Below are 22,402 nucleotides of genomic sequence, written 5' to 3' on the forward strand. Positions count from 1 at the left end.
ATATAGCGATATCAGTTGTTTGGCGCAATATGGCGTTGGCCATGTGATGCATTTCGACAGCTGGGTCTCGACCTATTTCTCTGCTTCTGCCTTGTCATGCTGTCTCCCCTTGAGGGAGAGGGACAGACCTGACGCGTTCAGCGGAAGGTCAGGGTGAGGGGTCCTGCGCGTGCCCATGCTTCAATGCTCGCGGGACCAACCCCTCATCCGCCCTCGGGCACCTTCTCCCTCAAGGGGAGAAGGGAAGAAAACCCCTACTCCGCCAATGCAAATTCCAGCAGCAAGGTCCGCTGCCAGTCGTTGAAATTATTGTCCGAGCCGATGAGGATGCGCAGCTCGCCATCCGGCGCCGTATGGACCGCCAGCGATTCCATGTTGTCGATGGAGCCGCCGCTGGCCGAGAGCAGCAATTCGCCGACCATCAGATTGCCCGGCCGCACCTCGGCCGCCGGGACGCGGCGCAGATTCATCACAAAGCTCAGCATAGCCACGCCGCGCTCCAGCACCAGCAGATCGCCATTGGGCAGGAAGGCGCATTCGGTGGGATTGACCACCGGGCTGTTGGTATAGGTGATCGGCCCCTTGTCATTCTGCCCCAGCAGCCAGCCCTGATGATTGCCGGCTGCGTCGAGATGTTCCTCGGTCAGCAGCAGGGTCGAGCCGGCAATCGGCGAGGCCGGTGGCGCGATGCAGAGGGTTTCCAGCGATTCATTGGTGCGCAGGTCGGTGAGCCAATCGGGAATCGCCACTTCGCGCGCCGCGCCGCCTGGGCGGCCATCGGTCAGCGCATAATCGGCCACCCGCGTCAGATGCTCGAAGCCCACCCGCACCGCCACCGGCTCGCCATCGCGATAGACGGTGTCGACGCTTTCGGCATCGCGCGCATATTGGCGCGGCAGCACATCGCCCCTGGAATTGCGCATCGGCTCGATGGTGATGCCGATCAGGCTGAGCAGCCGCCCGGCATCGTCATAGGCCAGATGCCCGCTGACGAAATTGCCGCGATCGCTGACAAACACCACCTGCTGGTCCGGCCCGGTCATGGCGAGACCCGAGAGGCCCCCAAACGTATCGTCCTGGCTGACCAGGGCGATGCCGCCACGAAACACCAGCTGGTCGACCTGCTGGTCGATACCGGCATCCTTGAACTGGGTAATCGGGCTGGCGCTGACGCTCACCTCGACGGCCGCGGCGGGCAACACACTGCCCGCCAGCACCGCCGCAAGGATGGCGGCGCCGAGCCGGGTCATCCCCGGCTCCGCCGGCGCGTCTGGGCCGGCATTTCTTCATCGAACAGGGCGGCCAGCTCGTCGGTCAGCGCCCCGGCCAGTTCCTCGGCATCGAGCAGGGTCACGGCGCGCTTGTAGTAGCGCGTCACGTCATGGCCAATGCCCACGGCCACCAGCTGGATCGGCGAGCGGGTTTCGATATCTTCGATCACCTGGCGCAGATGGGCTTCCAGATAATTGCCGGCATTGACCGACTGCGTGCTGTCATCGACCGGCGCGCCATCGGAAATCACCATCAGGATGCGACGGGCTTCGGGACGGGCCATCAGGCGCTTGCGCGCCCATTCGAGCGCCTCGCCATCGATATTTTCCTTGAGCAGCCCCTCGCGCATCATCAGCCCGAGATTGCGCCGCGCATGGCGCCACGGCTCCTCAGCGGCCTTGTAGATGATGTGGCGCACATCATTGACGCGACCCGGATTGGCCGGGCGACCGGCTTCGAGCCAGGCTTCGCGGCTCTTGCCGCCCTTCCAGGCGCGGGTGGTAAAGCCCAGGATTTCCACCTTGACGCCGCAACGCTCCAGCGTGCGGGCGAGAATATCGCCGCAGATCGCCGCAATGGTAATCGGGCGGCCGCGCATCGAGCCGGAATTGTCGATCAGCAGCGTCACCACGGTGTCGCGGAAATCGGTGTCGTTCTCGACCTTGAAGCTGAGCGCCTGCATCGGATCGGTGACCACGCGGGTCAACCGCGCCGTATCGAGCAGCCCCTCTTCGAGGTCGAACTGCCAGCTGCGGTTCTGCTTGGCCATCAGCCGGCGCTGCAGCTTGTTGGCCAGCCGCGCTACTGCGCCGGCCAGGTTCTCCAGCTGCTTGTCGAGGAGGCTCCGCAGCTGATCGAGCTCGTCGGGCGGGCACAGATCGGCGGCCTTGACGATCTCGTCGAACTTGTTGGTGAACACCTTGTAGTTGAACTGGTTGGACAGGCGCTCGCCGCCATCCTTGGCGGGCGGCGGCATCGGCGCGTCTTCGCCGGCTTCGGCGGCCGCGTCCTCGTCGGTATCGGCCATGTCCGATTCCATGCCGTCGACATCGCCGGTTTCGTCGCTGTCGCCGGCCTGCTCGTCCTGCTCGCTGTCCTGGCTGTCATTCTCGCCTTCGCCCTGCTCGGGCGACTGCTCGGAATTATCGCCGCCTTCGGGCTCGGAATCGTCGTTCTCGTCGTCGTCGGACGCGTCGGGGTCTTCCAGCTCGCTTTCGGGCACCAGATTGAGGTCGCGCAGCAGGGCCTTGGCCGCCTTGGAGAAGGCGTCCTGATTTTCGTAGAGGCCGAGCAAATCATCGAGCGACTTGCCGCCCTTGTCCTCGATCTCCTTGCGCCACAGCTCGACCAGCGCATGCCCCGAGGGCGGCACCGGCACGCCGGCGAGCTTCTCGCGCAGCAGCAGGCCTAGGGCCTCGGCGATAGGCGCATCGCCCTTGTCGCTGATTTCGGCAAAATTGGCGCGGAACAGCCGGTCTTCCAGCATCTCGCCGATATTGCCGACCATGCCCGGCATGCGCACGCAGCCCAGCGCCTCGACACGGGCCTGCTCCAGCGCGTCGAAGGCGGCGCGGGCGATGGGGTCCATCGGCGCGCGCTTGCGGTGGGCTTCGGGGTCGTGGCTGGCCAGACGCATCGCCATGGCGTCGCCCTGCCCGCGGGCAATGGCGATATCGCGGCGCGTCGGCAGGCGCGGCAGATTGGCCAGCCGCGCCTTGTCCGAGGTCAGCAGCGGCCGGTCGGCGGTGAAGGTGACTTCCAAATCGGGCTGGCCACCAATGGCGCGCACCGTCGCGCCCATGGCTGATTTGAACAGCTGGGTCTGGTCGGGCTTATTGGCTTTGCTGCGCGGTGGAGTGGCCATTCTACGTCAGTTCCCGAACGCCCCTCACCCCAACCCTCTCCCCAAAGGGGCGAGGGGGCGCATCGGAGCTTGGAGGGCCACCGCGTTCCCTTCGCCCCGTCGGGGAGAAGGTGGCCCGCAGGGCCGGATGAGGGGCCTCCCGGTCAATCCGGAAGGCGTGGTGTCAGGCCGTGATGGCCAGATTGGCCGAGCTTTCCGGCAGATCTTCGCCAAACACGCGCTGGTAGAACTCGGCCACCACGGGGCGCTCAAGCTCGTCGCATTTGTTGAGGAAGGTCAGGCGGAAGGCAAAACCGATATCGCCGCCGAAAATCTGGGTGTTTTCGGCCCAGGTGATCACGGTCCGCGGGCTCATCACCGTCGACAGATCGCCATTGATGAAGGCCGAGCGCGTCAGATCGGCCAGCCGCACCATGTTGGACACGATTTTCCGGCCCTTCTCGGTCTCGGCATAGGCCTTGTTCTTGGCCAGCACGATGCCGACTTCCTTGTCGTGCGGCAGGTAATTCAGCGTGGTGACCAGGCTCCAGCGGTCCATCTGACCCTGGTTGATCTGCTGGGTGCCGTGATAGAGGCCCGAAGTATCGCCCAGACCAATGGTGTTGGTGGTCGAGAACAGGCGGAACGCCGGATGCGGCACGATCACGCGGTTCTGATCGAGCAGGGTCAACCGACCCGCCACTTCGAGCACGCGCTGGATCACGAACATCACGTCGGGACGACCGGCGTCATATTCGTCGAACACCAGAGCGACATTGTTCTGCACCGCCCAGGGCAAAATACCGTCGCGGAATTCGGTGATCTGCTTGCCATCCTTGAGCACGATCGCGTCCTTGCCGACGAGATCGATACGGGAGACGTGGCTGTCGAGATTGACGCGGACCAGCGGCCAGTTGAGGCGCGCCGCGACCTGCTCGATATGGGTCGACTTGCCGGTGCCGTGATAGCCCTGCACCATGACGCGGCGATTATGCTGAAAGCCTGCCAGGATCGCCAGCGTGGTGTTGCGGTCGAACAGATAGTCCGGGTCCAGCGGCGGCACGTGGCTATTGGCTTCCTTGTAGCCCATCACCTTCATGTCCGTATCAATACCGAACAGCTCCCGGGCCGAAAATTCGGTATCGGGCAGATTGGTGTACTCAGTCATGGGCATTGCTCTTGGCGGAAGGATCGAGGCGGGCGGGAATAAAAGTCGCGGGCTCTATAGCAGCATTGTGACGGTGGCGGTAGCCATTCACACGGCAAGACTACTTGAGCACGAAGCCGGTTTTCTTCAGATGGCTATAGGCGGCGATGATGGTGCGCAGCCGCTCTTCGCTGGCCTTGTCGCCACCATTGGCGTCGGGATGGTGGATTTTGACCAGCGTCTTGTAGGCGCGCTTGATCTCGTCCGATTTGGCCTGACCCACGAGGCCCAGCGTTTCCAACGCCCGCCGATCCTGCTCATGCAGGGTGCGGACGCGCTCGGAAGCCGGCTTCTGCGACTGGCGGTGGCGATATTTGGCAAACACGCCAAACGGATCGCCATAGCGGTCGCCGGGACGCATCCCGGCGGTGGCCGCAGCGCGGGCGCCGCGCACGCCGGGATTGCCGGTGGCGAAGCTGGAGCGCGACTCGGCCTTGGGCGGGGCATGCAGCGCCTCGTCCAATTCCTCTTTTTCCATGCCGGCGAAGAAATTGAACGCCGTATTGTAGTGGCGCACATGCTCCAGGCAGAAATGGTGATACTCGCCTGCGTTACGACTGCCCTTGGGGGCGCGATAATTGCCTGCCGCCTCGCAGCCTTCCCATTCACAGACGTGCTCGATCGGCGCGGGCTTTTCTTCCCGGCGCGGCTTGATGCGAATGGTGTCGAAGATCTTGGATTGCAGTTTCATTGCGCCTAGTTAAGTGCCTGAACCAATTAGAGAGCCCGCCGTAATGTCCCTTACCGACACCATGACCGCCAAGCTCACCAGCGAATTTGCCCCCGCTTTCCTCGCTGTGATCGATGAATCGAACCAGCATTTCGGACACGCCGGGTGGCGCGAGGGTGGTGAAACCCATTTTCGTGTCAGAATCGCGACCTGTCATTTTGACGGGCTCAGCCGCGTGGCGCAACACCGAGCTGTCATGGACGTGCTGGACGCCGAACTCAAGGGCCGGGTGCATGCCCTGGCCATCGATGTACTGCCGGTCGGAGGACCGTATTGAGGCAATCGAGCGGGGCTAGCCCCGCATATCCTCGATAAACGCGGCAACCGCCGCCGGATCGACATTCTTTTCGATAAACGCCTGCCCGATGCCGCGGGTCAGAATAAAAGTCAGGGCCCCGCGCGAGACTTTCTTGTCCTGCGCGATGGCCGCCATCAAGGTTTCGGTGGACCCCAGCGTGCCGGGGATGTCGGCCAATATGGTGGGAAGCCCGGCTTTTTGCAAATGCGCCACGATCCGCCCGGTATCCTGGCTCGGCGCCAGGCCCAGTTTCGCCGAAAAACCATGCGCCAGCGCCATGCCGATAGCGACGCCTTCGCCATGCAGCAGCCGGTCGGAATAGCCGGTGTCTTTTTCCAGCGCGTGGCCGAACGTGTGGCCGAGATTGAGCAGGGCCCGGACGCCGAGCTCCTTTTCGTCCTCGATCACCACCCGCGCCTTGTGGGCGCAGCAGCGGGCAATGGCCTCGCCGCGCGCCGGACCACCGGCGAAAATCTCGGCCTGGTTGGCTTCCAGCCAGAAGAAAAACTCTTCGTCGTCGATCAGCCCGTATTTGACCACCTCGGCATAGCCGGCGGCAAACTGGCGCGGGCTCAGCGTATCCAGCGTCGACAGATCCGCCAGCACCAGCTTGGGCTGATGGAAGGCGCCGATCAAATTTTTGCCATGCGGCGAGTTGATCCCGGTTTTGCCGCCCACCGACGAATCGACCTGCGCCAGCAGCGAGGTCGGCATCTGCACGAAATCCATGCCGCGCCGTGCAATGGAGGCGGCAAAGCCGGCCAGATCGCCGATCACCCCGCCGCCCAGAGCGATAATCAGATCGCCGCGCTCCAGCCGCGCCGCCAGAATCCCTTCGACCGCCTCGCCCAGCAGCGTCCAGGACTTGGTTGATTCGCCGGCCGGCAGCACGATTTCGGTGTGCCCGAGCCCGGCCGCATCGAGCGAGGCCAACAGCCGCGGCAATTGCGCCTCAGCGACATTGGTGTCGGTGATGATGCCGTAGCGGCAGCCGGGAAAGCGCTCGGCCAGAATCGCCCCGGCGTCGTCGAGCAGGTGATCGCCGATCAGAATGTCATAGGCCCGCTCGCCGAGAGCGACGTGAACGGTGTGGGAAATTGCGGGCATCAGCGGTGCTCCTGGCGTTTGAGATAGGCGAGCACGGCATCGACCACGTCGCTGGCGACCACATCCTGCGGCACGTCGCGAGAGACCACGGTGACGTCGGCCTCGGCATAGATCGGGTAGCGCTCCTCGATCAGCTTTTCCAGCGTGGCGCGCGGATTGGCGGTCTTGAGCAAGGGGCGATTGCTGCGGCGCGACACCCGCTCGAACAGGATATCGATCTCGGCCTTGAGCCAGACCGAAATCGCCCCGGCCTTGATCAGCGCCCTGGTTTCTTCATTGACGAACGCCCCGCCCCCGGTGGCCAGCACCACGCCGCCATCCTTGAGCACCCGGGCGATGACGCGGGTTTCCCCGGCACGGAATTCGGGCTCGCCGCGCTGCGCGAAGATTTCGGGAATCGTCATCTGCGCCGCTTTTTCGATCTCTTCATCGCTGTCGAGAAACTGGCGGTTGATGCGGGCGGCCAAGCGCCGGCCCACCGTGGTCTTGCCGGCGCCCATCATGCCAACCAGCACCAAGGGCGTGCCGGCAAGGCGCTGGGACAGGCGTTCGGCGCGGGCGTGCCGCGATGCCGCGTCGGGTCGGTTCAACGAAAGGCTCCCTGATACTGGGGGGCTATCAAGCCGCCCGCACCCGCCCTGTCAAGAACTTGCGAGCCAAACCCGACGCAAACCGTTAGCCTTACGGAAACGAAAGCATTTACGCGCAAGCTTCAAACAAATCTGTCAGCCGGACTGCTCATGCCCACTTTGATCCGCCTCATCATCACGCTGCTGTTCCTGGCCGGCCTGGTCTATGCCGGCATGATCGCCCTGATCGCCTTTGTCGAACCGACGCCCAAGGAAGTGACCATCCGCATCCCGGCCCGTGACCTGCTCTCGGGCGGCCAGCCGGCCCTGCCGGGCACCGCAGCGCCCGCCGAGGAGCCTGCAACAGCGCCGGCCACCCCATGACCCAGGCTGGCGGCCATCTGGTCGACGCGTTTCTCGAAATGATGAGCGCCGAACGCGGCGCGGCCAAAAACACCATCGCCGCCTATCGCCGCGACCTGGCCGACTATGCCGGCTATGTCACCGGCAGGCAGCATAATCTGCTGACCACGGACCGCGACACCGTCAACGCCTATCTCGACCGGCTCAAGCATGACGGGCTCTCCGCCTCGTCCTCGGCGCGCCGGCTGTCGGCGATCCGCCAATTCCACAAGTTTTTATGCGCCGATGGCATCAGGGGCGATGATCCGACCCGCATCGTCGCCAGCCCCAAAAGCCGGCGGGCGCTGCCCAAAGTGCTGTCCATCGCCGAGGTCGACCTGTTGCTGAGCACGGCGGAAGCCGAGGCCAATGCCGAAGCTACCCCGCCCAAAGCGGCGGCGGCGCTGCGGCTCTATGTGCTGCTCGAACTGCTCTATGCCACCGGCCTGCGGGTCAGCGAGCTGGTCAGCCTGCGCCGCTCGGCGGTGATGCGCGACACCAGCTATCTCACCGTAATCGGCAAGGGCAGCAAGGAGCGCGTGGTGCCGCTCAATGACCGTGCCCGCGACGCCATCAAGACCTATGTGGCAACGCTGGAGCCCGGCTCCCCTTTCCTGTTTCCCGCCAGCGGCGCCGATGGCTATCTCACCCGGCAGGTCTTTGCCCGCGACCTCAAGGAACTGGCGGCGCGCGCCAGCATCAGTTCGGCCCGGGTGGCGCCGCATGTGCTGCGCCATGCCTTTGCCAGCCATTTGCTGGCCGGCGGCGCCGATCTGCGCGTGGTGCAGATGCTGCTCGGCCACGCCGATATTTCCACCACGCAGATCTATACCCATGTGCTGGACGAAAAACTGCGCACCCTGGTCGAAACCCATCACCCGCTGGCGGAGGGCTAGTTTCACCGGCGCGGCGACAAAACAGGGCGCTTTCCTGTGTCCCAATGCCGCCAACCCTTGACTCAGCGTTGCGCCAACGCCACTTTCCGGCCACTTTAGGGCGCAACAGCAGCGACCCAGCACTTCGGGGCCGCATAGCCCCCTCAGAGCAAGGCCCGAAATGCCGGATACCGGCGTTTCGCAACGGTCTTGCGACAAAAAAGAAACCGAAAGCCGGCGATCCTTGGTCGCATGCGGCTTGAGCAGGCGGGTGGGATGCAGTCTTATCTCGATTTCGAAAAGCCGGTCGCCGATCTTGAAGGCAAGATCGCCGAACTCAAGGCGATGGCGGCAACCGATCAGGCCGTGTCGATCGACGAAGAGGTCAACCGACTCTCCAGCCGCGCCGAAGAGGCGCTGGTCGAGATCTATAAAAAGCTGACCCCGTGGCAGAAGACGCAGGTGGCCCGCCACCCGCAGCGGCCGCATTTTTCCGACTATATCGGCAAGCTGATCACCGAATGGACACCGCTGGCCGGCGACCGCAAATACCGCGAAGACGCGGCCTTGCAGGCCGGCTTCGGGCGCTTCAACGGCCAGTCCGTCGCCATTCTGGGCCAGGAAAAGGGCAGCTCCACCGAAACCCGCCTCAAGCATAATTTCGGCATGGCCAGCCCCGAGGGCTACCGCAAGGCCGTGCGCATCATGGAAATGGCCGACCGCTTCAACATCCCGGTGATTTCCTTTGTCGACACCGCCGGCGCCTATCCCGGCATCGGCGCCGAGGAACGCGGTCAGGCCGAGGCGATTGCCCGCTCGACCGAGAAATGCCTCGAACTGGGCGTGCCCAATATCGCCATCGTCATCGGCGAAGGCGGCTCAGGTGGCGCCATTGCCATCGCCGTGGCCAACCGCGTGCTGATGCTGGAAAACTCCATCTATTCGGTGATTTCGCCCGAAGCCGGCGCCTCGATCCTGTTCCGCGACGCGGCCCGGGCGCAGGACATGGCGACAGCCCAGAAGATCACCGCCCAGGACCTGCTCGGCTTTGGCGTCATCGACGCCATCATCCCCGAGCCGGCCGGCGGCGCCCATCGCCACCACGAAGTCATCATGGACGCCACCCGCAACGCCATCGCCGGCTTCCTCAGCGATTTCTCCGGCAAGGGTCGCCTCGAAACCCGCGAACACCGCCGCGAAAAATTCCTGGCCATCGGCACGACGCTTTAAGGCTTCGCCTCTTCACCTCTCCCTTGGGGGAGAGGTCGACCTTCTTGGGTCGGGTGAGGGGGCCTTTTCTGGGTGTGGTGCGGGTCAAGGCCCCCTCACCCGGCGCTGCGCGCCGACCTCTCCCCCGAAGGGAGAGGTTATATCCCCACACATCTGCGTGAGATAAGCCGGCTTCCGGGCATTTTAGCGCCGTGGTAAGGCTTAATTCACCAGCAAAACTCATGCTGCGGTAACCAACGGCCCCTATTGGGTCCGGACCTGTTCCTCGACCATCGGGCCGCAATCGTGACCGCCATCGTTCTCCGCAAAATCTGTTCGACTCTTGTCGTGCTTGTCGTCGCCTTGAGCCTGGCTGCCTGTGGCGGCTTCATGTCCAAAAGCAACGACAATCGGCATAACCAGCCGCTGTCGGGCGTGACCCAGGCCGGGTTGCGCAATATGGGCTCGTCGGCCGGCGAAGCCATGGTCATCCGCATCTTCAAGCAGGAGCAGGCGCTCGAAGTGTGGAAGCGCACCTCTGGCGGCACCTACAAGCTGTTCAAGACCTATGAGATTTGCGCCTATTCCGGCGATCTCGGCCCCAAGATCAAGGAAGGCGACCGGCAGAGCCCCGAGGGTTTCTATACGATCACGCCCGGCCTGATGAACCCGAAGTCGAGCTATTACCTCTCCTTCAACACCGGCTTTCCCAACAAGTTCGACCGCGCCTGGGGCCGCACCGGCACCGATCTGATGGTGCATGGCGATTGCTCATCGCGCGGCTGCTACGCCATGACCGATGAAGGCATCGCCGAAATCTATGCGCTGGCCCGCGAAACCTTCAAGGGCGGCAATTCCAGCTTTCAGCTGCAGATTTTCCCGTTCCGCATGACCGCCGGCAATCTGGCCAAGCAAGCCGGCAGCCAGCACATCAGCTTCTGGAAGGACATCAAGGAAGGCTATGATCTGTTCGAGCTGACCAAGACACCGCCGGCCTGGGATGTGTGCGAGCGGCAGTATATTTTTAACGCCATCGGCGGCGGCGCGCTCAACCCCATGGGGGCCTGCCCGCCCGTGGTGCAGAATGCCGCGCTGGCGCAAAAGCAGCAGGCCGACGAAATGGCCTTCGTCTCCGCTGTCGAAAGCGAGACCCAGAAGGCAGCACGGCTGGCGCTTGAGGCCGAGCGCGAGGCAGCGGCCCTGGCCGCCGCCAAACAGCGGGGCGAGGCCATTGGCGGCTTCTTCAGCGGCATCGGCAATGTCTTTGGCGGCAAGGACGCCAATGTCACCCCGGTGATCTCCGGCCAGCCGGCGCCCAAGCCCCCGGCCCCGCCGCAGCGCCAGTAGGCGCCGGCACCATACCGAAGCCGTAATCTGCGCCGATCCAGACCCGACTGCCCATAGGGAGATAATTCGCCTTGGAAGAGCCGGTAACTGTCGAGGTCAAGGCGGAGACGCCGCCTGAACGCAAGCGGCCGCGCCGCCGCCTGCCGCGCGGCACGCTGCTGAGCTTTGTCGTCGGGCTGGTCGGTGTCGCCGCTTTGGGGGCCAGCGCCTGGGTCTATGGCGAAACCCAGCGCGACATCATGCGGCTCTCCACCGATATCGCCCAGTTCCGCCTCAGCCTTGAGCTGTTCGGCCGCCATCAGGGCACACCCTCGGGCACCGACGCAGCCAGCCTGCAGGATTTGGCCAATCGCCTCGCCATCCTCGAAGAAAACTGGCGCAGCCCGGTCCAGACCGCGCTGCCCGAGCTGCCGGCCGCGCCCAATGCCACCGCCCCCGCCAATGCCGGCGACTGCCTGCCCACCGGCACAAGGTTCCTGGTGGCGGCCGGCGACAGCTACCCGGTCTGCGGCGTTGCCGGCACGGTGGCGATCGGTGCGGTGGACAATGGCTTCATCTCGCTTGCCGACGGCACGGTGATCGCCGCCGGCGGCAATATCGGCCTGCCCGGCACCGCCTGCATGATCGGCGTCGTCTCCGCCGGCGAAAACGGCATGACCGGCTTCGCCGAGATCCGCGTGACCTGCTGAGGGCTCACCTCTCCCCTCAGGGGAGAGGGGGCGCAGGAGCCCACATACTGGCAATAAAAAAGGCCCGGATCGCTCCGGGCCTTCGTCATTTCAGTCCACCAGCGCCTAGAACGCGCCGTGGCAATGCTTGAACTTCTTGCCCGAGCCGCAGGGGCATGGGGCGTTGCGCGCCACGCCGACCAGTAGCTTGGGGTCGATCGGGGCCAGCGCCGGATCGCTGCCCGAAGCCAGGCCATTGCCTTCATTGACGTCATTCTCGCCGGTCAGCGGATCGATATGGGTTTCCTGCAGGCGGCTGAGATCAGGCACCGGCGGGGTCATGGGACGCGGCTGCAATTCGACATGGCTGAGCTGGGTGGTCACCAGCTCGCGCAGATTGGCGAGCAGGCCCTGGAACAGCTCATAGGCTTCCTGCTTGTATTCGTTGAGCGGATCGCGCTGGCCGATGCCGCGCCAGCCCACCACCTTGGAGAGGTGGTCCAGCGTCACCAGATGCTCGCGCCACAGCCCGTCGATCGACTGCAGCAGGATGGACTTCTCCACCTGGCGCATCACGCCCGGATTGGGTGAGCCGGCTGCTTCCATCGCCACGATGGTGCGGGCTTCCTTCTCGGCGGCATGCGCATCGGCAGCTTCCACCAGCCGCTGGGTGATCATCTCGGGATCGATGTCTTCTTCAGCCACCCATGCCGCGACCGGCACATCGAGGTTGAGATAGGTCTTGGCGGCAGCGGTCAGCTGTTCCACGTGCCACTGCTCGGGGTAGGAGCGCGGCGGAATCGCCTTGCTGACAATGTTGTCGACCACGTCATGGCGCATCTCGACCACGGTCTCGCTGACATCCTCGGCATCCATCATTTCGATGCGCTGTTCGAAGATCACCTTGCGCTGATCATTCATCACGTCATCGTATTTGAGGATGTTCTTGCGGATGTCGAAGTTGCGCGCCTCGACCTTGCCCTGCGCCCGTTCGATGGCCTTGCTCACCCAGGGATGAGTGATCGATTCGCCCTGCTCCAGCCCCAGCTTGCCGAGCATGGAATCCATGCTGTCGACCGGGAAGATGCGCATCAGATCGTCCTGCAGGCTCAGGAAGAAGGCCGAATGGCCCGGATCGCCCTGACGGCCGGAACGGCCACGCAGCTGGTTGTCGATACGGCGGCTTTCATGCCGCTCGGTGCCGATCACCATCAGCCCGCCGGCAGCCAGCGCCTTGGCCTTGTCGCTGGCGATAGTCGCCTTGATATCGGCGATCTTGGCCTCGCGCGCTTCGCCCTCCAGCCCCTCGGTTTCGCGCTGGATGCGCATTTCGAGGTTACCGCCAAGCTGAATGTCGGTGCCGCGACCGGCCATATTGGTGGCAATGGTGATGGCGCCCGGCAGGCCGGCATCGGCGACGATGAAGGCTTCCTGCTCGTGATGACGGGCATTGAGCACATTCATCTGCCCAACATTCTTGGTGCGCAGGATTTCGGCCAGCATTTCCGATTTTTCGATGGACGTGGTGCCCACCAGCACGGGCTGGCCGCGCTCCTGGCATTCCTTGATCAGATCGGCGATGGCGTTGAATTTTTCCTCGGCGGTGCGGAAGATGGCGTCTTCGTCATCCTTGCGGGCCACCGGCACGTTGGTCGGCACGGTCACCACATCGAGCTTGTAGATGTCGGCGAATTCCTCGGCCTCGGTCGCCGCCGTACCGGTCATGCCGGCCAGCTTCTTGTAGAGGCGGAAATAATTCTGGAAGGTGATCGAGGCCAGCGTCTGGTTTTCCGGCTGGATCTTGACGTGTTCCTTGGCTTCCAGCGCCTGGTGCAGGCCTTCCGAATAGCGGCGGCCCGGCATCATGCGGCCGGAGAATTCGTCGATGATCACCACTTCGTCGTTGCGGACGATGTAATCCTTGTCCTTGCGGAACAGCTTGTGGGCGCGCAGTGCCGAATTGGCATGGTGCACCAGCGCGACGTTTTCGATGTCGTAGAGCGAGCCGGTCTTGAGCAGCCCGTCTTCGGTCAGCTTGGCTTCGAGCTTTTCGATGCCCTGATCGGTGAAGGTGGCGGCGCGCTGCTTTTCATCCAGCTCGAAATCGCCCTCTTCGATGATCGGCATCAGCGCATCGATGGTGGTGTAGAGCGTGGAGCGGTCGTCCGACGGGCCCGAAATGATCAAGGGCGTGCGCGCCTCGTCGATCAGGATCGAGTCGACTTCGTCGACGATGGCGAATTCATGCCCGCGCTGCACCATCTGGGCACGGGTATATTTCATATTGTCGCGCAGATAGTCGAAGCCCAGCTCGTTATTGGTGCCGTAGGTGATATCGGCGCCATAGGCGGCCTGACGCTCGGGATCGGTCATGCCATGGACGATGACGCCCCAGCTCAGGCCCAGGAAATTATAGATCTGGCCCATCCAGGCGGCGTCGCGCTTGACCAGATAGTCGTTGACGGTGACCAGATGCGCACCCTTGCCGGTCAGGGCATTGAGATACATCGGCAAGGTCGCCACCAGCGTCTTGCCTTCACCGGTGCGCATCTCGGCGATGCCGCTCTCATTCATCACCATGCCGCCAACCAGCTGCACGTCGAAATGGCGCATGCCGAGCACGCGCTTGGAGGCTTCACGCACGGTAGCAAAGGCCGGCACGATCAAATCGTCGAGATCGGCCCCCTGTTCCAGTTGCGCCTTGAATTCGGCGGTGCGGGCGCGCAGGGCGTCATCACTGAGCTTTTCCAGTTCCGGCTCGAGCGCGTTGATCGCGGCGACCCGGCCCTGGAACCGCTTGACGTGCCGATCGGACGGTGACCCGAAAATCCGACGAGCGAGTGAAGCCAGTGCCATATATCAGGTCCTTAAATGGCTCATCGCGGAGAGCTGGAGAGGGTGCGGAAGGGACCCGTTCGGCCACGTCGGCGCGATGAGAAAGCCTTTCGGGCTTTTGAATTTCTGGTGTCCGCCAGACGACGGAAAAAGCGGGTGAGATGTAAGAGCGCACCCCTGTCTTGTCAACGTCGCCGAAATCAGCGACACCTCCCTACCCCTGCCGGAAAGCCCGGTAGAGACAGGGTTTCCGGTCAGAGATTGCCCACAAGGCGCGACGCGGCACATTTTGGCCCCGTTGCCATGTGAGCTGAGGCCATTGCCCCGCGCCGGACTCCGGTTCCGGAGCGCATGTCGCAGAACAATTTCGCCTGGCGCCTAGCAGCGCCGGCCCAGGAGACCGAACGATGATGCTTTTTTCTTCGCGCCTTGCCCGCACTGCCAGCGTTCTGGCCCTGATGCTGGCCGGCACCGCACTGGCGCCGGCCCTGGCCCAGGAGGCCGCGCCCGCTGTCGAAGCCGCCGCTGTGACCCCTGAAACGGTGGTCGCCACCGTTGGCGGTGAGCCGATCACCGAGGCCGATCTCAGCTTTGCTGCCGAAGACCTGACCCAGGAACTCGGCCAGATGCCCCCCGACCAGCGCAAGCCGTTCCTGCTGCGCGTGCTGATCGACATGAAGGTGATGGCCAAGGCCGGCAAGGACGCCGGCATGGCCGATACCCCGCTGTTCCAGCAGCGCCTCAAATATCTTGAGGAACGCGCCCTGCGCCGCGCCTATTTCGCCGACACCATCGCCAATGCGGTGACCGAGGAAGCCGTGCGCGCTGCCTACGACAAATTCGTCGCCGATTTCGTGCCCGCCGAGGAAATCCGCGCCAGCCACATCCTGGTACCGACCGAAGACGAAGCCAAGGCAGTCAAGGCCGAGCTGGATGGCGGCGCCGATTTCGCTGCCGTCGCCAAGGAAAAGTCGATTGATCCGGGTGCTGCCAATGGCGGCGATCTTGGCTTCTTCGGCAAGGGCATGATGGTCGCGCCGTTCGAGGCCGCTGTCTATGCCATGACCGAGATCGACCAGGTCTCCGATCCGGTGCAGTCCCAGTTCGGCTGGCACGTCATCCGCCTCGAAGAAAAGCGCCAGTCGTCCGCCCCGGCTTTCGAGGCAGTCGCCGGCCAGCTGCAGCAGCAGCTGCTGATGACCACCTTTGACGAGACCGTGGAGCGGCTGATGGCTGGTGTCACCATCGACATCCCCGACGCCACCCTCAAGGCCGCCGTCGACGCCCAGACCGAAGGCGAAGCCGCCGCGCAGTAAGGCCTCCGGCCACACCCACCGGGTTCACCTTCGCCCTTGCGGGGAGGGCGAGCGAGATAGGACTTAGCCCTTCGCTAAGCCCGTCATCGAGCCGGGTGGGGGTACGAGAGCCCCGATCACCGGGACCAAACCACCCCCACCCTTGATCGCCATTCGGGCAAAGCCCTCATGGCCTCCTCACCTAAAATCGCTCCATTGGAGCGATTTTGCCTTTCGGCCGGCTCGAAGCCCCGCAAGGGGGAGGGTGTCGACTGCGGCTTTTGTGCTCAAGCCATCCCACCACCCCCAGCCGTCGGGCCTGACCCGAGGGCTCTCCACTTCCCCAAGCCCTGCCCCCTCGGATCAAGCCGCCCACAGGCGGCACGTCTGCCCGTCTTGCGAATGCCGCATGTTTGGGGCACACCGGGCGTTGAACTCATCTCCCACAAGGCACCTGCAGATGGCCATCCCGGTTTCCCCGCTCGCTCCCAAATCCTATCCGGACCTGCCTTCCATTGCCGGGGTGCGCTTTGCCACCGCCGAAGCGGGCATCAAATACAAAAACCGCACCGATGTGCTGCTGATGGCCTTTGATGAGGGCACCGTCGCCGCTGGCGTGCTGACCCGCTCGAAATGCTCGTCGGCCGCCGTCGACTGGTGCAAGGCCAATCTGCCGGGCGGCGTGGCGCGCGGGCTGGTGGTCAATTCGGGCAATGCCAATGCCTTTACCGGCGCCAAGGGCCAGCAGAGCGTCGAGCTGACCGCCGACTATGCCGCCAAGGCACTGGGCTGCACCCCATCCGAAATTTTCCTCGCCTCGACCGGCGTCATCGGCGAACCGCTCGATGCCAGTAAATTCGCCGGCGTGCTCGACACCATGGCGACCCAGCTCGGCGATGGCCCGTGGATGGGCCCGGCCAAGGCCATCATGACCACCGACACTTTCCCCAAGCTATCAGGCGCGATCCTTGAGATCGACGGCGTCGAGGTCAAGATCAACGGCATCGCCAAGGGCAGCGGCATGATCGCGCCCGACATGGCCACCATGCTCAGCTTCGTCGTCACCGACATGCCGATTGCCGCGCCGGTCTTGCAGGCGCTGCTGGCCCAGCATGTGCAGACCAGCTTCAACGCCATCACCGTCGACAGCGACACCTCCACCTCCGATACGCTGTTGGCCTTTGCCACCGGCAAGGCCGGGGTCGAGCCGATTGCCAGCCTCGATGATCCGCGCGCCGAAATCTTTGGCGAGGCGCTCAAGGACGTGCTGTTCGATCTGGCCATCCAGGTGGTGCGCGACGGCGAAGGCGCCACCAAGCAGGTGTCGATCCATGTCGAAGGCGCCACCACCGACGCCTCGGCCTTCCGCATCGCCAAGGTGATTGCCGACAGCCCGCTGGTCAAGACCGCGATTGCCGGCGAGGACGCCAATTGGGGTCGCGTGGTAATGGCCGTGGGCAAGGCCGGCGAGCCAGCCGACCGCGACCGCCTCGCTATCCGCTTCGGCGATCTGGTGGTGGCCCGCAATGGCGAGCGCGCCCATGGCTATGACGAAGCCGCCACCAGCGCCTATATGAAGGGCGAAGAGCTGGAGCTGACCGTCAGCCTGGGGCTCGGGGACGGCGCGGCGACGGTCTATACCTGCGACCTGACCCATGGCTACATCACCATCAATGGCGATTACCGGAGCTGATATGGCCCTGCCCGACGTCGAAGCCTTCGAGCGGGCCAGCCTGCGCGCCTGGCCCTCTCTGGAAGAAAAATGGGACGGCGGCTGGGTAAGGCGAGCCGCCGGCGGCTACACCAAACGGGCCAATTCGGTGCAGTGCTTTGATCCCGAAGACGGCGAGGATGCCGATCTGCGGGTGATTTCGGCCAGCTCCTGGATGGTGATCCGCGGGCTCAAGCCGGTGTTCCGCATCACGCCGCTGTCGAACCCCGACCTCAACGAAACCCTCGACGACGCCGGCTGGCAAAGCATCGACGCCAGCCATCTGCTGGCCATGGAATTGGGTGAACACGCGCCGGACGCCGAGGCGCAATGCCTTGGCGTGCTTGATCCGGTGTTCCTGGCTGCCCAGCAGCATTTGTCGGACCTCAGCGACGAGGTCACGGCCAAAATGAGCAAGGTGCTGGCCGCCTTTGCCGTGCCGGCTACCGGCGTGGTGCTGTTTCGCGATGGGCAAGCCGTGGCCTCCGGCCTGATGGCCGTCGCCGATGGCATTGTGCTGACCGGCAATGTGGTGACCGACCCCACGCGCCGCCGCCAGGGCCTGGCCGCCGCCATGATGCAGAGCGGCCTGGCTTGGGCCAGGGGCAAAGGCGCGACCATTGCGGCGCTCAATGTGCAGGCCGACAATGCTGCCGCCAAGGCGCTCTATGCCGGTCTCGGCTATACCCATCAATATGACTACAGCTATCGCATTCCGGGGGCCCGATGAGCGACCACAAACTGCTGCTCGTCGTCGCCTGCGCCCTGATCGATGCGGATCGCCGCGTGCTGATCGCCCAGCGCCCCGAGGGCAAAAATCTGGCCGGGCTGTGGGAATTTCCCGGCGGCAAGATCGAGCCGGGGGAAAGCCCGGAAGAAGCGCTGATCCGCGAGCTGGAGGAGGAGCTGGGCATCTCCACCAAGACCGCGTGCCTGGCGCCGCTGACCTTCGCCAGCCACTCTTACGACAATGTTCACCTGTTGATGCCACTTTACGCCTGCCGGAAATGGCAGGGCGTGCCGGAGGCGCGGGAGCATACGGCCCTCAAATGGGTGCGTCCGCAGAAATTGCGCGACTATGCCATGCCACCGGCGGACGAACCGCTGATCGCCGCTCTATGCGATCTGCTCTAGTCCGATAACCTTGCCGGCCGGGGGGCGCGCATGCTGGTTGAGACGATCAAATCCTTTATCGGCGACGAAGCCGGCGCCACCGCCATCGAATATGCCCTCTTGGGCACACTGATCGCTGTCGCCATTGCCGGCACCTTTGCCGCCGTCGGCAATAATCTGTTCGTCGTCATGGGCGCGGGCACCGGCGGCGCCGCCGACGTCATCGGCGATCAGGCCAAGAAGCTCTAGGCTATTGCAGCACCACGACCTTGTATTTCTCCCCGGCTACGACGCTGTCGCCGGGATAGAGGTCGTTGATGATATAGAACAATTCGCTGCCGCGACTGAGCCCGGCCATCTGTCGCGCCAGTGAATCGGCACTATCGCCGGCCTTGGCGGTGACGACGCGCAGCGCCACCTTGCGCACCTGGCCGAGATCGGCGGCGCTGGCCCGGCGGAAGCTCTGCAGCGTGGCGTCGGCCCCCTGGGCAAAGCGGGCGCTGTCGCTCTTGGCGGCAAAAATGAACCGATAGACCTGGCCATCCAGCCGCATCACCGAGACGCGGAAGAACCACTGGTCGGTCTGGGCCAGGCCCGAAGCCATCTCGATACCGTTGAAGCTCTGCGTCTTGACGCTGTCGGCCTTGAGCCCGGCGATCCAGCCCGATTTCAGATAATCCGCCAGCCCCACATTGGCCTGCACATCGGCGCTGTCGAAACGCACCGCCTCGCCGTCGCCCGCGACGCCGACCACTGCACTCTGCGAGTTCTGCAGCGTGTAGCCGTCGGGCACGGTGAAGGTGAATTTGGACGCGGTATGGATGAAGCGCCGTCCGACGATGGAGCCCTGCGCCGGGCTGTCGCCAAAGGTGAGCCCGGAAATCGACGCCAGATAGCCGGCGCGGTCCGTCTCCAGCTGGGCCTGGCCGAACATGGTTTTGGCGGTATCGAGCGCCTTCTGGATGCGGGCCGGGGTCGAGGGGTGGGACGACAAGAACCCTTCCCCGCCATTTTCGCCGGCCGAGAAGCTGGCAAAACGGCTCATCACCCCGAGGAAGCGCGCCGCCGCCTGCGGGTCATAGCCGGCCTTGCCGGCAAATTTGATGCCCTCACGGTCGGCTTCCAGCTCCTGATTCTGGCTGAAGGCCGCCATTGATTCGCGGGTGCGGTTGGCGGTGGCGTCGGTCGAGGTATCGCCGCCGAAGACGCCGGTGATGACGCGGTCGACAATCTGGGTGGTGCGGGTGCGATTGGTGCGCGCGCGGGCATGGCGCAGCGTCACGTGGGCAATTTCATGGGCCAGTACGGCGGAGAGTTCGCTGGTATCGGAGGCCAGCGCCAGGATACCGCGCGTCACATAGATATAGCCGCCCGGCAGCGCGAAGGCATTGACCTCGGAACTGTCGAGAATGGTCACCTGGAACTGGGCATTGGGCTGGCTGGCGGCAGCGAGCAGGCGGCCGACAATGCGGGCCACCATGATTTCGGCCGGCCGGTCGGAATACACCCCGCCATAGGCGGCGATGATACGCGGATGCTCGCGGCGACCGATCACCACGTCATCGGGTTCGGTACCAGCCGGCACCACGGCCGGCGCCGGATTGTCACCGGTCTGGCTGACCGCGACATTGGTCCCGGTCAGGCTGGTGCAGGCGCCAAGCGCCAGCAGCGACACCACCAGCACGCCGCTGCGCAAAATTTTTGCGATATGCCCCATGCCCGTCATTGCCTAGCCAGAACCTCGATCTGTTCGGGATGCGTAATTTCAATGCGTGGACCATCCCGGTCGTCCACCCATCCGCGAATCCGCACCAGCGCCTGTTCCAGCACCAGCGGGTCGATACCGGCCTTGGCAAACAGCCGCAAAGCCGGCGCCTCGATCACGGCGGTGAAGTCTTCCTTCCAGAACCGGCCGAAATTGAGATAGACCCGCCCGCCGGTTTTATCGGCCAGCAGGATTCTACCTTCGACAAGTTCATAATGGCCGGCCCGGGCAAGGAGGTCGCCGGGCGCGTCCGCCGCACGAACGCTGTAATAGGGATCGGCCCAGATGCCAAGCCCGCCCAAGCGGGCCCGGCCTTCGGCGGCCAACAACAATTCGAGACAAGCGCGATTGTCGGGGAAGGAATAGACCCGCGCCAGCCCCTGCGCCACCATCACCTGCTGCGCCCAGATTTCGCCGTCCGGCGTGTCGATGAACAGATGCGCCAGGCTACGGCCATAGCGATCAATGGTTTCCCCGCCATAGCCCAGCCGCACCTTCTGGTTGAGGGCGATCGCCTGCAGCGCCGCCTTGGCCTCGGGCGCCAGCGGCCAGGTGACGAAATCGGGCCGGTCGAGCGGCAGCTTGGGCGCCTGCGTGCCGATCAGCCGCACCACCCGCCCATCATCGAGAATCACCGTATCGCCATCGGTGACCGCCGTGACCACGCCACAGGCCGCCATCGCCAGCTGTTCGCAGGCAAGGTTCGCCACCGACACCGAAGACAGGGCCGCAAGCGCAGCAAGGCGAACGAGACTGGAGGTGAACAAATCAGGCCCCGGAAAGACTTCCCTAACCATGCACCCAAATACGGCAAAAAATCATGAACGCCGATTTCACGCCGTGAAGACGCACATTGCCCCGCCTACCGCGCGTCACCCTCGGGGCGTGGTGCGGGATGGTGGTCGCCCACCGAGCCCCCCTTCTCCCCTCGTGGGAGAAGGTGCCCGAAGGGCGGATGAGGGGGTTCTTCGGCCGACATCAAAACATAGGCGAGCGCAGCCCCCTCACCCTGACCTGCCGCTGAACGCGTCAGGTCTGTCCCTCTCCCACAAGGGGAGAGGGGATCCGGCGATTGGGCGGGATGCCCCTGAGCAAGAAGCGCGGCGAAGGCCGCCGCTTCGCCTTGTCACCATCCGGCCTTGCTGGTATTTCGTCCGGCGTGGTCTCGTAGCTCAGTTGGATAGAGCACCGGATTCCTAATCCGGGGGTCGTGGGTTCGAATCCCGCCGAGATCACCACCTCCCGACAGCACCAGATCGCGTTAAGCCGCTGGCAGGTGTCTGGCGGTTATAGAGGGGGCAACCATCTTTTGGCCTTGCTCGGCCCATAATTGGCCACGGCCCTTTGTCTCAGGATTTACTCATGACCGCTCTGCGTTCTTTCAAGCCGGCCCTTGCGCCGCTCGCCGCCGTGTTGGCGGCAATTGTCCTTTCCGCCTGCAGCATGGGCGGCGGCGGTGCCAGCAGCGCCACGGCGCTGGCGCCGGCTCTGTCGGCCCGCATGGATCAGCCGGGCGCCCGGCTCGACCAGGCCCAGGCCATCGGCATGATCAACGCCTATCGCGCCACCGCCGGCCTGCCGGCTCTGGCCTCCGACGCGGCGCTCGACGGCACCGCCCAGGCGCTGGCCAATCAATATGCCCAGACCGGCACCCCGCCGAAAACCCCGCAGGGCCTGACGGTGATGAAGCTCAGCGCCGGTTACGCCACTTTTGCCGAGACCTTCTCGGGCTGGCGCAACAACCCCGCCGACGCCGTCGGCCTGCGCGCCACGGCCGGCAAGGCCGGCCTCGCCATGGCCTTCAACCCGACCTCGAGCTACGGCATCCACTGGGTTCTTGTCCTTGGCGACTGAGCCCGACATCATCGACGCACGCGGGCTGAAATGCCCGCTGCCGGTGCTGAAAATGGAAAAGCGTCTTGCGGGCCTGCCCGCCGGCGCAACCCTGCTCGTGCTGGCCACCGACCCGATGGCCAAGGTGGATATCCCGCTTTACTGCCGCCAGCACGGCCACGACTGCACGCTCAGCACCGAGGGCACGGTGCTGCAGTTTGCAATTATAGTGGGATAATGGTGCCCCCCGCCGGACTCGAACCGGCACGCCTCGCAGCGGAGGATTTTGAGTCCTCTGCGTCTACCATTCCGCCAGAGGGGCA

General features: G+C 64.3%; 22 protein-coding genes and 2 tRNA genes. 14 read left to right on the forward strand and 10 right to left on the reverse strand.

Annotated features, from left to right (window positions below):
- Positions 1 to 254: 254 nt before the first annotated feature.
- From ACX3OZ_RS05620 to ACX3OZ_RS05635, 4 genes are all read right to left on the reverse strand, one after another.
- Complete coding sequence (locus ACX3OZ_RS05620; protein WP_459093779.1) at positions 255 to 1,250, reverse strand: esterase-like activity of phytase family protein; 996 nt, start codon at positions 1,248 to 1,250, stop codon at positions 255 to 257.
- Positions 1,247 to 3,136, reverse strand: a complete 1,890-nt coding sequence (gene cobT, locus ACX3OZ_RS05625) for a cobaltochelatase subunit CobT (RefSeq protein ID WP_459093780.1) — start codon at positions 3,134 to 3,136, stop codon at positions 1,247 to 1,249. The genes ACX3OZ_RS05620 and cobT overlap by 4 nt, the downstream gene beginning before the upstream one ends.
- A gap of 163 nt (positions 3,137 to 3,299) precedes the next feature.
- Positions 3,300 to 4,283, reverse strand: coding sequence for a cobaltochelatase subunit CobS (gene cobS, locus ACX3OZ_RS05630; protein WP_459093781.1), 984 nt, complete (start codon positions 4,281 to 4,283; stop codon positions 3,300 to 3,302).
- A gap of 100 nt (positions 4,284 to 4,383) precedes the next feature.
- Positions 4,384 to 5,013, reverse strand: coding sequence for a J domain-containing protein (locus tag ACX3OZ_RS05635; protein WP_459093782.1), 630 nt, complete (start codon positions 5,011 to 5,013; stop codon positions 4,384 to 4,386).
- A gap of 43 nt (positions 5,014 to 5,056) precedes the next feature.
- Between ACX3OZ_RS05635 and ACX3OZ_RS05640 the strand changes: the two genes are divergently transcribed.
- The gene (locus ACX3OZ_RS05640; protein WP_459104002.1) at positions 5,057 to 5,329 is read left to right on the forward strand and encodes a BolA family protein; all 273 of its coding nucleotides are present in this window, start codon (positions 5,057 to 5,059) and stop codon (positions 5,327 to 5,329) included.
- A 15-nt stretch (positions 5,330 to 5,344) separates the two neighbouring features.
- Here ACX3OZ_RS05640 and aroB read toward each other — a convergent pair whose 3' ends face one another.
- Together aroB and ACX3OZ_RS05650 are read right to left on the reverse strand one after the other, a co-directional pair.
- Positions 5,345 to 6,457, reverse strand: coding sequence for a 3-dehydroquinate synthase (aroB, locus tag ACX3OZ_RS05645; RefSeq protein ID WP_459093784.1), 1,113 nt, complete (start codon positions 6,455 to 6,457; stop codon positions 5,345 to 5,347).
- Positions 6,457 to 7,047: a shikimate kinase gene (locus tag ACX3OZ_RS05650; protein WP_459093785.1), complete on the reverse strand. Its 591-nt coding sequence runs from the start codon at positions 7,045 to 7,047 to the stop codon at positions 6,457 to 6,459. The genes aroB and ACX3OZ_RS05650 overlap by 1 nt, the downstream gene beginning before the upstream one ends.
- A 150-nt stretch (positions 7,048 to 7,197) precedes the next feature.
- Between ACX3OZ_RS05650 and ACX3OZ_RS05655 the strand changes: the two genes are divergently transcribed.
- The 5 genes from ACX3OZ_RS05655 to ACX3OZ_RS05675 all read left to right on the forward strand — a co-directional run bounded on the left by ACX3OZ_RS05655 (position 7,198) and on the right by ACX3OZ_RS05675 (position 11,548).
- Positions 7,198 to 7,410, forward strand: a complete 213-nt coding sequence (locus ACX3OZ_RS05655; protein WP_459093786.1) for a histidine kinase — start codon at positions 7,198 to 7,200, stop codon at positions 7,408 to 7,410.
- Positions 7,407 to 8,324 carry a site-specific tyrosine recombinase XerD gene (gene xerD / locus ACX3OZ_RS05660; protein WP_459093787.1) on the forward strand — a complete coding sequence of 306 codons (918 nt, stop codon included), beginning with the start codon at positions 7,407 to 7,409 and terminating at the stop codon, positions 8,322 to 8,324. Before ACX3OZ_RS05655 ends, xerD begins: the two co-directional genes overlap by 4 nt.
- Before the next feature lie 255 nt (positions 8,325 to 8,579).
- A complete protein-coding gene (locus ACX3OZ_RS05665) occupies positions 8,580 to 9,533 on the forward strand; it encodes an acetyl-CoA carboxylase carboxyltransferase subunit alpha (RefSeq protein ID WP_459093788.1) in 954 nt (317 codons plus the stop codon).
- 369 nt (positions 9,534 to 9,902) lie between these two features.
- On the forward strand, positions 9,903 to 10,859 hold the full coding sequence (locus tag ACX3OZ_RS05670) for a L,D-transpeptidase family protein (protein WP_459093789.1): 957 nt from the start codon (positions 9,903 to 9,905) through the stop codon (positions 10,857 to 10,859).
- 71 nt (positions 10,860 to 10,930) lie between these two features.
- Positions 10,931 to 11,548 carry a hypothetical protein gene (locus ACX3OZ_RS05675; protein WP_459104003.1) on the forward strand — a complete coding sequence of 206 codons (618 nt, stop codon included), beginning with the start codon at positions 10,931 to 10,933 and terminating at the stop codon, positions 11,546 to 11,548.
- A 105-nt stretch (positions 11,549 to 11,653) separates the two neighbouring features.
- On the opposite strand, the gene secA is transcribed toward ACX3OZ_RS05675, so the two are convergent.
- Positions 11,654 to 14,383, reverse strand: a complete 2,730-nt coding sequence (secA, locus tag ACX3OZ_RS05680) for a preprotein translocase subunit SecA (RefSeq protein ID WP_459093791.1) — start codon at positions 14,381 to 14,383, stop codon at positions 11,654 to 11,656.
- Positions 14,384 to 14,769: 386 nt separating this feature from the next.
- Between secA and ACX3OZ_RS05685 the strand changes: the two genes are divergently transcribed.
- From ACX3OZ_RS05685 to ACX3OZ_RS05705, 5 genes are all read left to right on the forward strand, one after another.
- Positions 14,770 to 15,678, forward strand: coding sequence for a peptidylprolyl isomerase (locus ACX3OZ_RS05685; RefSeq protein WP_459104004.1), 909 nt, complete (start codon positions 14,770 to 14,772; stop codon positions 15,676 to 15,678).
- A gap of 439 nt (positions 15,679 to 16,117) precedes the next feature.
- A complete protein-coding gene (gene argJ / locus ACX3OZ_RS05690; protein WP_459093793.1) occupies positions 16,118 to 17,350 on the forward strand; it encodes a bifunctional glutamate N-acetyltransferase/amino-acid acetyltransferase ArgJ in 1,233 nt (410 codons plus the stop codon).
- A 1-nt stretch (position 17,351) separates the two neighbouring features.
- Entirely contained in the window at positions 17,352 to 18,098 is a 747-nt protein-coding gene (locus tag ACX3OZ_RS05695) for a GNAT family N-acetyltransferase (RefSeq protein WP_459093794.1), read from the forward strand.
- The gene (locus ACX3OZ_RS05700; protein WP_459093795.1) at positions 18,095 to 18,502 is read left to right on the forward strand and encodes a (deoxy)nucleoside triphosphate pyrophosphohydrolase; all 408 of its coding nucleotides are present in this window, start codon (positions 18,095 to 18,097) and stop codon (positions 18,500 to 18,502) included. The genes ACX3OZ_RS05695 and ACX3OZ_RS05700 overlap by 4 nt, the downstream gene beginning before the upstream one ends.
- Before the next feature lie 30 nt (positions 18,503 to 18,532).
- Entirely contained in the window at positions 18,533 to 18,730 is a 198-nt protein-coding gene (locus ACX3OZ_RS05705) for a Flp family type IVb pilin (protein ID WP_459104005.1), read from the forward strand.
- Between the two features lies 1 nt (position 18,731).
- Here the strand turns inward: ACX3OZ_RS05705 and ACX3OZ_RS05710 are convergent, their stop codons facing one another.
- Together ACX3OZ_RS05710 and ACX3OZ_RS05715 are read right to left on the reverse strand one after the other, a co-directional pair.
- Complete coding sequence (locus ACX3OZ_RS05710) at positions 18,732 to 20,198, reverse strand: M48 family metalloprotease (RefSeq protein WP_459104006.1); 1,467 nt, start codon at positions 20,196 to 20,198, stop codon at positions 18,732 to 18,734.
- A 5-nt stretch (positions 20,199 to 20,203) separates the two neighbouring features.
- Positions 20,204 to 21,013 (reverse strand): thermonuclease family protein, encoded by an 810-nt coding sequence (locus ACX3OZ_RS05715; protein WP_459104007.1) that lies wholly within the window; start codon positions 21,011 to 21,013, stop codon positions 20,204 to 20,206.
- 394 nt (positions 21,014 to 21,407) lie between these two features.
- On the opposite strand from ACX3OZ_RS05715, the gene ACX3OZ_RS05720 reads away from it, so the two are divergent.
- The 3 genes from ACX3OZ_RS05720 to ACX3OZ_RS05730 all read left to right on the forward strand — a co-directional run bounded on the left by ACX3OZ_RS05720 (position 21,408) and on the right by ACX3OZ_RS05730 (position 22,317).
- Positions 21,408 to 21,484 (forward strand) — tRNA-Arg (locus ACX3OZ_RS05720).
- A gap of 124 nt (positions 21,485 to 21,608) precedes the next feature.
- A complete protein-coding gene (locus tag ACX3OZ_RS05725) occupies positions 21,609 to 22,100 on the forward strand; it encodes a CAP domain-containing protein (RefSeq protein WP_459093799.1) in 492 nt (163 codons plus the stop codon).
- On the forward strand, positions 22,090 to 22,317 hold the full coding sequence (locus tag ACX3OZ_RS05730; protein WP_459093800.1) for a sulfurtransferase TusA family protein: 228 nt from the start codon (positions 22,090 to 22,092) through the stop codon (positions 22,315 to 22,317). Before ACX3OZ_RS05725 ends, ACX3OZ_RS05730 begins: the two co-directional genes overlap by 11 nt.
- Here ACX3OZ_RS05730 and ACX3OZ_RS05735 read toward each other — a convergent pair.
- Positions 22,318 to 22,401: transfer RNA gene (locus tag ACX3OZ_RS05735), tRNA-Leu, on the reverse strand. It abuts the gene before it with no gap.
- Position 22,402 lies beyond the last annotated feature (1 nt).

Source organism: Devosia sp. A369 (assembly GCF_054489345.1).

Coding starts and splice junctions, on each gene's coding strand:
- xerD (WP_459093787.1), top strand. CDS start 7,407: ATGACCCAGGCTGGCGGCCATCTGGTCGACGCGTTTCTCGAAATGATG.
- secA (WP_459093791.1), bottom strand. CDS start 14,383: ATGGCACTGGCTTCACTCGCTCGTCGGATTTTCGGGTCACCGTCCGAT.
- argJ (WP_459093793.1), top strand. CDS start 16,118: ATGGCCATCCCGGTTTCCCCGCTCGCTCCCAAATCCTATCCGGACCTG.
- ACX3OZ_RS05635 (WP_459093782.1), bottom strand. CDS start 5,013: ATGAAACTGCAATCCAAGATCTTCGACACCATTCGCATCAAGCCGCGC.
- aroB (WP_459093784.1), bottom strand. CDS start 6,457: ATGCCCGCAATTTCCCACACCGTTCACGTCGCTCTCGGCGAGCGGGCC.
- cobT (WP_459093780.1), bottom strand. CDS start 3,136: ATGGCCACTCCACCGCGCAGCAAAGCCAATAAGCCCGACCAGACCCAG.
- ACX3OZ_RS05725 (WP_459093799.1), top strand. CDS start 21,609: ATGACCGCTCTGCGTTCTTTCAAGCCGGCCCTTGCGCCGCTCGCCGCC.
- ACX3OZ_RS05655 (WP_459093786.1), top strand. CDS start 7,198: ATGCCCACTTTGATCCGCCTCATCATCACGCTGCTGTTCCTGGCCGGC.
- ACX3OZ_RS05710 (WP_459104006.1), bottom strand. CDS start 20,198: ATGGGGCATATCGCAAAAATTTTGCGCAGCGGCGTGCTGGTGGTGTCG.
- ACX3OZ_RS05700 (WP_459093795.1), top strand. CDS start 18,095: ATGAGCGACCACAAACTGCTGCTCGTCGTCGCCTGCGCCCTGATCGAT.
- ACX3OZ_RS05670 (WP_459093789.1), top strand. CDS start 9,903: ATGTCCAAAAGCAACGACAATCGGCATAACCAGCCGCTGTCGGGCGTG.
- ACX3OZ_RS05620 (WP_459093779.1), bottom strand. CDS start 1,250: ATGACCCGGCTCGGCGCCGCCATCCTTGCGGCGGTGCTGGCGGGCAGT.
- ACX3OZ_RS05640 (WP_459104002.1), top strand. CDS start 5,057: ATGTCCCTTACCGACACCATGACCGCCAAGCTCACCAGCGAATTTGCC.
- ACX3OZ_RS05685 (WP_459104004.1), top strand. CDS start 14,770: ATGATGCTTTTTTCTTCGCGCCTTGCCCGCACTGCCAGCGTTCTGGCC.
- ACX3OZ_RS05705 (WP_459104005.1), top strand. CDS start 18,533: ATGCTGGTTGAGACGATCAAATCCTTTATCGGCGACGAAGCCGGCGCC.
- ACX3OZ_RS05665 (WP_459093788.1), top strand. CDS start 8,580: ATGCAGTCTTATCTCGATTTCGAAAAGCCGGTCGCCGATCTTGAAGGC.
- cobS (WP_459093781.1), bottom strand. CDS start 4,283: ATGACTGAGTACACCAATCTGCCCGATACCGAATTTTCGGCCCGGGAG.
- ACX3OZ_RS05695 (WP_459093794.1), top strand. CDS start 17,352: ATGGCCCTGCCCGACGTCGAAGCCTTCGAGCGGGCCAGCCTGCGCGCC.